A 7,931-nucleotide genomic window follows, 5' to 3' on the forward strand; every position below is an offset into this window, starting at 1 on the left:
GGCACTACGAGTCGGTCAGCGGGCTTTCCACCGAAAACATCGACTACTACCTGGTGCTGGCGAATTGGAAGCTCGGCATCGTGCTGGAAAAGACCTACGCTGCGGGAGTGAAGTCCGGGAAGGTCGACCCCAAGATCCAGGACGCCTTCGGGACGATGATCCCGCAGCTGATCGCCACGGCGGCCGAACTGACCAGGGGCCATTGAGATGGGTTATGCCGACCGGCTTTTCGATCTGACCGACCGGGTCGTGCTGATCACCGGCGGAAGCCGAGGACTGGGCCGCGAGATGGCGTTCGCCGCCGCGCGCTGCGGCGCCGACGTGGTGATCGCCAGCCGCAACATGGACAACTGCGTGAGCACGGCCAAAGAAATCGAGGCAGAAACCGGGCGCTCCGCTATGCCGTACCAGGTGCACGTCGGGCGCTGGGACCAACTCGACGGCCTGGTCGACGCGACCTACGACAGGTTCGGCAAGGTGGACACGCTGATCAACAACGCCGGCATGTCACCGCTGTACGACAAGCTGACCGACGTCACCGAGAAACTGTTCGACGCGGTTTTCAACCTCAACCTCAAAGGGCCGTTCCGGTTGTCGGCGTTGGTGGGCCAGCGGATGGTGGCGGCCGGCCGCGGGTCCATCATCAACGTGAGCACGGCCGGGTCGTTGCGCCCCACTCCTGACATCGTTCCCTACGCCGCCGCCAAGGCCGGGCTCAATGCCATGACCGAGGCGCTGGCGAAGGCGTTCGGGCCGGTGGTGCGGGTCAACACGCTGATGGCCGGCCCCTTCCTCACCGACGTGAGCAAAGCGTGGAATCTCGACGCCGCCCAGGGCACGCCGTTCAAGCACCTGGCGCTGCAGCGCGCCGGAGAACCGGCCGAAATCGTCGGGGCCGCACTGTTTCTGGCATCGGACGCCTCCAGTTTCACCACCGGTTCGATCCTGCGCGCCGACGGTGGAATTCCCTAGCGTGGCGAGCCGGGCGGCGGGTCGCCGCCAATAAAAGAGTAGGAGCATTCGAATGTCTTGGGACTTCTCCACCGAACCGGACTTCCAGCGGAAAATCGACTGGGTCCGCGACTTCGTCCGCGAAGAGGTCGAGCCGCTCGAGGTGCTGTTCCCGGGTTGCGAGTTTCTGCCACTGAATGAAGAACGCCGTCGCATCGTCGATCCGCTCAAGCAGCAGGTCCGCGACCAAGGCTTGTGGGCACCGCATCTGGGCCCCGAACTCGGGGGCCAGGGCTTCGGCGCGGTCAAGCTGACGTTGATCAACGAGATTTTGGGCCGCAGTCCCTGGGCGCCAATCGTTTTCGGTACGCAGGCGCCCGACACCGGCAACGCCGAAATCATCGCGCGCTTCGGAACGCAGGAACAAAAGGACCGCTACCTCGCCGGCCTGCTGTCCGGGGAGATCTTCTCGTGCTTCTCGATGACGGAGCCGCAGGGTGGCGCCGACCCGCGGGTGTTTCGGACGCGCGCCTTCCGCGACGGCGACGACTGGGTGATCACCGGTCGAAAGTACTTCTCCTCCAACGCCTCCGTCGCCTCGTTCTTCATCGTCGTCGCGATCACCGACCCGGACGTGCCCGTCCATCGGGGCGCCTCGACGTTCCTGGTGCCGGCCGGTACCGACGGGCTGACCATCGAGGCCACCCACCACCTGGTCGGCGCGCTGCCGCACGAACCCGGGCACTCCCTGGTGCATTACGAGGGCGTCCGGGTGCCGTCGGACGCGCTGTTGGGTGAACCGGGCCAAGGCTTCATGATCTTGCAGACCAGGCTGGCCGGCGGGCGGCTGCACCATGCGATGCGGTCGATCGGGGTGGCCCAGCGCGCGGTGGAGATGATGGCGCGCCGCGCGAAAAGCCGTTTCACGCAGGGCAGTTCGCTGGCCGATAAGCAGCTGGTTCAGGCATTCATCGCCGACTCCTACACCGAGCTGATGCCGTTCCGGCTTGCGGTGCTGCACGCGGCGTGGCTGATCGACACCGCCGGGGAGCATGCGGCCCGCGCCGAGATCGGCGCCTGCAAGATCCTGGCCTCCCAGGTGCTGAAATCGATTGGGCTGCGGGCGATCCAGGTGCACGGTGCGCTGGGCACCACCGACCAGCTGCCGCTGGTCAACGTGCTGCTCGGCGGGGTGGCGCTCGGCCTGGCCGACGGGCCGACCGAGGCCCACAAGGTCAACCTGGCCCGGCTGCTGCTCAAACACTACGAGTCCGAAGACGCCGAGTGGCCGAGCGAACTGCTGGACATCCGGCGGGAGGCCGCACGCACCAAGTACGGCGACCTCGTCAACCGTGTGCCGGCGCTGCCTGATTCGCCGTGAGCAGCAGGGTGACCGCGGCGGTCGAACGGGCGCTCGACGACCGCCAGCGGGAGGCTACCGAGGAGGTGGAGCGCATCCTGGCCGCGGCGGTCCGTGTCATGGAACGGGTCGCGCCGGAGCCACCTCGGGTGAGCGATATCGTCGCCGAGGCCGGTTCCTCCAACAAGGCGTTCTACCGGTATTTCGCCGGTAAGGACGATCTCATCCTGGCCGTCATGGAACGCGGTGTGGCCATCGTCGTGTCCTACCTCGAGCACCAGATGGCCAAGGAGCGCGAGCCGCGCGATCGGGTCGCCCGCTGGATCGAGGGCGCGCTCGCGCAAGTGGCCGACCCGCACCTGAGCAGCCTGAGCCGGGCGGCCGTCGGACAGATGTCGGCCGGCGCGAATTGGCGTGCGGCCGATCAGGAGATGTTGCGACCGCTACGCGATCTGCTCGTCGAACCCGTTGCGGCGCTGGGAAGTAGCGATGTCGAGCGCGACGTCGAGGCCGTGTTCAGTTGCACCGCCGCGAACATGCGCCGATATGTGGGGTCGGCCGACCGGCCTGAATCCGACGACATCGCACACCTGGTGGGCTTTTGCCTGCGCGGCCTGGGGGTCGGTTGATGCGCGCCGTCGTCTGCCGTTCCTACGGCACTCCGGAAGACCTTGTCCTCGAGGACGTCGATGACCCGGTTCCGGCCCCGGGGCAGCTGCTGGTGCGGGTGCACGCCGCCGCGGTCAATTTTCCCGACGTGCTGTTCATCGCCGGCAAGTATCAGGTGAAGATTCCGCCACCGTTCATACCGGGCAACGAGATCGCCGGTGAAGTGATCGCCGCCGGCGCAGGCGCGCCCTTCCAACCGGGGCAGCGGGTTTCCGGGACCACCTTCGGCGCGTTCGCCGAACTGGCGCTGCTGGACGCGAGCCAGGCGGCGCCCGTGCCCGACGACGCCGACTTCGGGTCGGCCGCCGCCTTCGGCGTGACCTACCGCACCGCCTACCACGCACTGCGCTCGACCGCCGCGGTGGCAGAAGGTGATTGGGTCGTGGTGCTGGGCGCCGCCGGCGGTGTCGGGCTGGCCGCCGTCGACCTGGCCGTCGCCATGAAGGCCCGGGTGCTGGCGGCCGCTTCGAGCCCGGAGAAGCTCGAGCTGTGCCGGCGGCGGGGCGCCGAGGCGACAGTCGACTATGAGCGTGAAGACTTGAAGTCGCGCATCCGCGAGCTCACGGGCGACGCCGCCCGAGTGATCATCGACCCGGTCGGCGGGCCGTACGCGGAGCCGGCGCTGCGCGGGTTGGCGCGCGGCGGCACCTTCGTCACCCTGGGCTACGCGGCGGGCACGATACCCGCGATCCCCCTCAATCTCGTTCTGCTCAAGGACATCTGCGTGCGAGGCATGGAGATCCGCACATTCATGACCGACCACCCCGACGAGGCCGTCCGCGACATGCGGGAGCTGTCGGAGATGTTCGCCGCCGGCACGATCCGGCCGTACATCGGCGCGCGGTTCCCGCTGTCCGAAACCGCCGCCGCGCTGCGGCATGTGGCCGACCGGAAGGTGTTGGGCAAGGTCGTCATCGACGTCACGGCGTGACGATGTCGAAGCTCGGGTCCGGCTGATCGAGCGCATCCAGAAATGCCCGCAGTGCCGCCTGGTCGCCGGATACCTGTAGGCCGGGCGAGGCGAAGTCGCCCAGCGCCGCCGTCAGCAGCCGGGATTTGCCGGCCAGCTCGACCGTGACCGTCGCGGTCGCGGGGTCGGCCGCCACCCTGCGGTACACGAGCACCCCGTTGCGCAAGGTGAGCCGGTAGTTGGCGGTCAGATCGGCGAAGGCGATGTCGATGGCGAGGTCGAGATCCCAGCTGCGCGGCCCGTCGACACGGATGGCGAGGCTGTCGAAGATCTGCTCCGGGGTCAGCTGCAAAAGCATGGTGGGCGAGGTGACCTGAGTCGCGGTGCCGAAGTTTCCACCGCGCAATTCCGTTGCGCCGCTGAGGAAGAAGTTGCGCCAGGTGGCATTCTCGGCGCCGTAGGCCAGCTGCTCGAGCGTGGCCGCGTACAGCGCGCGGGCGACGGTGTGCGCGCTGTCGGTGAAGATGGCGTGGTCCAGCAGCGTTGCCGCCCAACGGAAGTCACCGGTGTCGAATGCGGTCTGGGCCAGTTCGACAACCCGGTCGATTCCGCCCATCGCCTCGACGTAACGCGGCGCGAGCGTCTCGGGCGGATGCGGCCACAATCGGGCCGGGTTGCCGTCGAACCAGCCCATGTAACGCTGGTAGACGGCCTTCACGTTGTGACTGACCGACCCGTAATAGCCGTGGGTGTGCCAGGCGCGCTCGAGCGCCGGCGGCATCTGGAACATCTCCGCGATCTCGACGCCGGTGTAGCCGCGGTTGAGCAGTCGCAACGTCTGGTCGTGCAGGTAGGCGTACAAGTCGCGCTGCAGCGACAGGAATTCGACGATGCTCTCCCGCCCCCAGATCGGCCAATGATGGGATGCGAACACCACATCGGCGCGGTCGGCGAAGACGTCGATGGCCTCGGTCAGATAACCGGCCCAGGCGTGTGGGTCGCGCACCAGGGCACCGCGCAGGGTCTGCAGGTTGTGCAGGTTGTGGGTGGCGTTCTCGGCCATGCACAGCGCGCGGAAACGCGGGAAGTAGAAATGCATTTCGGCGGGCGCCTCGGTGCCGGGCGCCATCTGGAACTCGATCTCAACACCGTCGATCGTGTGCCTCTCGCCGGTCTCGCGGACATCGATGGTGGGGACGATGATCGCCACCTCGCCGGTGGAGGTCGCCTGGCCCAGCCCGCAGCCCACCTGGTCCCGCGGTCCGCGGGACAACAGGGTGCCGTACATGTAGGTCGCCCGGCGCGTCATGGCCGGACCGGCGTAGACGTTCTCCTGGACCGCATGTTCGACGAAGCCTTCCGGTGCGAGCACGGCCACCGCGCCCGCGTCCACATCCTCCTGTGAGGTGACGCCCAGCACGCCGCCGAAGTGGTCGACGTGGCTGTGGGTGTAGATGACCGCGACGACGGGCCGGTCGCCCCCGCGGTGCGCGCGATACAGCGCCAGTGCCGCCGCCGCGACCTCCGTGGACACCAGCGGGTCGATGACGATGATGCCGGTGTCGGTCTCGACGAACGTGACATTCGAAAGGTCGAAGCCACGGACCTGGTAGATGCCCGGAACCACTTCGTAGAGGCCCTGTTTGGCGGCGAGCGTGGACTGCCGCCACAGGCTGGGGTGCACCGACGGTGGGGCAGGACCACCGAGGAAGGAGTAGGCGTCGTTGTCCCAGACCACTCGTCCGTCGGCCGCCTTGATGACGCACGGGGACAGGGCGGCGATGAATCCGCGATCGGCGTTGTGAAAATCCGCGTCGTCATCGAATGGCAGCGTGTGCGCGCGATGCGCCGCCTCGATGACCGCGGTGGGGGGTGTGCGCTCCACGCCAATACAGTGCCACCAACGCACCATTTCGCGAGGCGTTGCGGCGCATATTGTCGACCGGCCAACGAAGACTCAAACAATTATCCGGAACCCTAGATGTTCGGCTCAGTTAAACCGCATACTGCCCCAGACGGCCCTCAATGCCGAGGGTCGCAACTTTCGGGCAAAGGAGAACATGTGAAGCGTGGACTGATGGTCGCGGTGGTCGGAGCGGCAGTTCTGGCCGCCGGTATTTCCGGCTGTTCCAGCAATAAGTCGAGTTCGGGCGGTTCGGGCACCAGCTCCGCGGTGAACACCTCGGCGGGCGCTGCCAGCGGAACCAAGGTCATCATCGACGGCAAGGACCAGAACGTGAGCGGCTCCGTCGTCTGCACCACGGCCGGCGGTAACACCAACATCGCGATCGGTGGCGCCGCGACCGGCATCGCCGCCGTGCTCACCGACGCCAACCCGCCCCAGGTGAAGTCGGTCGGGCTGGGCAACGTCAACGGTGTGACGCTGGGCTACACCTCTGGGACCGGCCAGGGTAACGCCTCCGCCGAGAAGAACGGCAACAGCTACAAGATCACCGGGACAGCCACCGGGGTCGACATGGCCAACCCGATGCAACCGGTGAACAAGCCGTTCGAAATCGACGTCAATTGCTCTAGCTAGCTGAGGACGCGGGCGGTTGCCACCCGTTGAGTGGCAACCGCACCGTGAACTCGGTGTGGCCGGGTGAACTGTCCACGGTGATCGTTCCGTCGTGGGCCTTGACGACGGCTGAGACGATCGCCAGACCCAGCCCGGTGCTCCCACCCTTGCGGGAACGCGAGGTATCACCACGGGCGAACCGCTCGAACACTTCCGACTGAAGCGCCGCCGGGATGCCGGGGCCGTTGTCGATGACCTGCAGCACGGTGTTCGCCGGCTCGGTGCTCAACCGGGTGGTCACGACCGTGCCCGCGCCGGTGTGCAGGCGGGCGTTGGCGAGCAGGTTGGCCAGCACCTGGTGCAGCCGGGCCGCATCACCGGTGACGATCACGGGTTCCTCGGGCAGGTCGAGCTCCCACTGATGGTCCGGGCCGGCGACGTGCGCGTCGTTGACCGCGTCGACCGCCACCCGCGACAGATCGACCGGCTCGCGTTCCAGCGGCCGGCCGGAGTCCAGCCGGGCAAGCAGCAGCAGGTCCTCCACCAGGCGCGTCATCCGTTCGGTCTCGGAGGCCACCCGGCTCATCGCGTGCTCCACCGCCTCCCGGTCATCCCCCATGCGCTGGGTCAGTTCGGTGTATCCGCGGATCGCGGCCAACGGCGTGCGCAGTTCGTGACTGGCGTCGGCGACGAACTGGCGGACACGGGTCTCGCTGGCCTGCCGGGCCGACAGCGCGGCCGCGATGTGATCGAGCATCCGGTTAAGAGCCGACCCCAGCTGGCCCACCTCGGTGGAGGGGTTCGCGTCGGATTCGCGCACCCGCAGCGGCAGCTCGACCTCACCGCGATCCAGCGGCAGGTCGGCCACCCTGCTCGCGGTCTGCGCGACGCGGCGCAGCGGAGCCAGCGCCCGCCGGATGATGACGACCCCGGCGATCGTCGCGGCGGCCAGCGCGACCGCGGTGACGATCGCGAAAATGACCAGCATCCGGATCAGGGTGGCGTCGACGTTGGCCATCGACAGGCCCGTGACGATGGTGTCGCCTCCATTGCGACTCGGGGCCGCGACCACCCGATACCGGCCGAGCCCGTCCAGGTCCAGGGTGACCGGCGCACGGCTGCCGGCGATTTGCTCGAGCTGCGCCTGGGCGGCCGGGGTCAGCGCGGCCCGGGTGCCGCTGCTGGTGAGGTAGCCGGCGTCCACAGTCTTGCCATGGTTGACCACCGCGGCCACCATGCCCGCCGGCTGACCGGGGGCGTCAAGGAATCGTGGGCCCGGACCGGGGCGGGGATAGTACGAGTGCTGGCGCCGCGGGCGGTTCGGTTCGGGGTACATCAGCGCCGAACGGAACGACGTGCCCGCGAGTTGCCCGTCGAGCTGCTTGACCAGGTGGTGGTTCAGCGCCAGCTCGGTCACCGCGGTGATGCCGACGCACACGATGGCCAGCACGACGATCTGCCCGACCAGCAACCGCAGCCGCAAGGACCAGGCCCGCCGCGCATTGGCCGACGGTCGCGACCCC

Annotated in this window: 7 protein-coding genes and 1 pseudogene; 6 read left to right on the forward strand and 2 right to left on the reverse strand. The window is 67.9% G+C overall.

The features are described from left to right. From A5711_RS04930 to A5711_RS04950, 5 genes and pseudogenes are all read left to right on the forward strand, one after another. A pseudogene (locus A5711_RS04930) lies at nt 1-206 on the forward strand (acyl-CoA dehydrogenase); the annotation flags it as partial. A 1-nt stretch (nt 207) separates the two neighbouring features. Then, nucleotides 208-972, forward strand: a complete 765-nt coding sequence (locus A5711_RS04935) for an SDR family NAD(P)-dependent oxidoreductase (RefSeq protein WP_067944532.1) — start codon at nt 208-210, stop codon at nt 970-972. 52 nt (nt 973-1,024) lie between these two features. Then, nucleotides 1,025-2,332 carry an acyl-CoA dehydrogenase family protein gene (locus A5711_RS04940; RefSeq protein WP_067944533.1) on the forward strand — a complete coding sequence of 436 codons (1,308 nt, stop codon included), beginning with the start codon at nt 1,025-1,027 and terminating at the stop codon, nt 2,330-2,332. Further along, nucleotides 2,329-2,940, forward strand: coding sequence for a TetR/AcrR family transcriptional regulator (locus A5711_RS04945; protein ID WP_067944534.1), 612 nt, complete (start codon nt 2,329-2,331; stop codon nt 2,938-2,940). The genes A5711_RS04940 and A5711_RS04945 overlap by 4 nt, the downstream gene beginning before the upstream one ends. After that, complete coding sequence (locus A5711_RS04950; protein ID WP_067944535.1) at nt 2,940-3,911, forward strand: NADPH:quinone oxidoreductase family protein; 972 nt, start codon at nt 2,940-2,942, stop codon at nt 3,909-3,911. The genes A5711_RS04945 and A5711_RS04950 overlap by 1 nt, the downstream gene beginning before the upstream one ends. Here A5711_RS04950 and A5711_RS04955 read toward each other — a convergent pair. Next, on the reverse strand, nt 3,901-5,775 hold the full coding sequence (locus A5711_RS04955; protein ID WP_369829920.1) for an alkyl/aryl-sulfatase: 1,875 nt from the start codon (nt 5,773-5,775) through the stop codon (nt 3,901-3,903). The two genes, A5711_RS04950 and A5711_RS04955, sit on opposite strands and share 11 nt — an antisense overlap. 177 nt (nt 5,776-5,952) lie before the next feature. Here A5711_RS04955 and A5711_RS04960 point away from each other — a divergent pair, with 177 nt between their 5' ends. Next, nucleotides 5,953-6,429: a lipoprotein LpqH gene (locus A5711_RS04960; protein WP_067944537.1), complete on the forward strand. Its 477-nt coding sequence runs from the start codon at nt 5,953-5,955 to the stop codon at nt 6,427-6,429. Here the strand turns inward: A5711_RS04960 and A5711_RS04965 are convergent. Then, nucleotides 6,422-7,931: cell wall metabolism sensor histidine kinase WalK (locus tag A5711_RS04965; RefSeq protein WP_231987417.1), on the reverse strand; the 1,510-nt coding region annotated here is incomplete at its 5' end. The two genes, A5711_RS04960 and A5711_RS04965, sit on opposite strands and share 8 nt — an antisense overlap.

The organism is Mycobacterium sp. E2238 (genome assembly GCF_001672665.1).
In the GTDB taxonomy this organism is placed as follows: Bacteria; Actinomycetota; Actinomycetes; order Mycobacteriales; family Mycobacteriaceae; genus Mycobacterium.

Coding starts and splice junctions, on each gene's coding strand:
- A5711_RS04935 (WP_067944532.1), top strand. CDS start 208: ATGGGTTATGCCGACCGGCTTTTCGATCTGACCGACCGGGTCGTGCTG.
- A5711_RS04940 (WP_067944533.1), top strand. CDS start 1,025: ATGTCTTGGGACTTCTCCACCGAACCGGACTTCCAGCGGAAAATCGAC.
- A5711_RS04950 (WP_067944535.1), top strand. CDS start 2,940: ATGCGCGCCGTCGTCTGCCGTTCCTACGGCACTCCGGAAGACCTTGTC.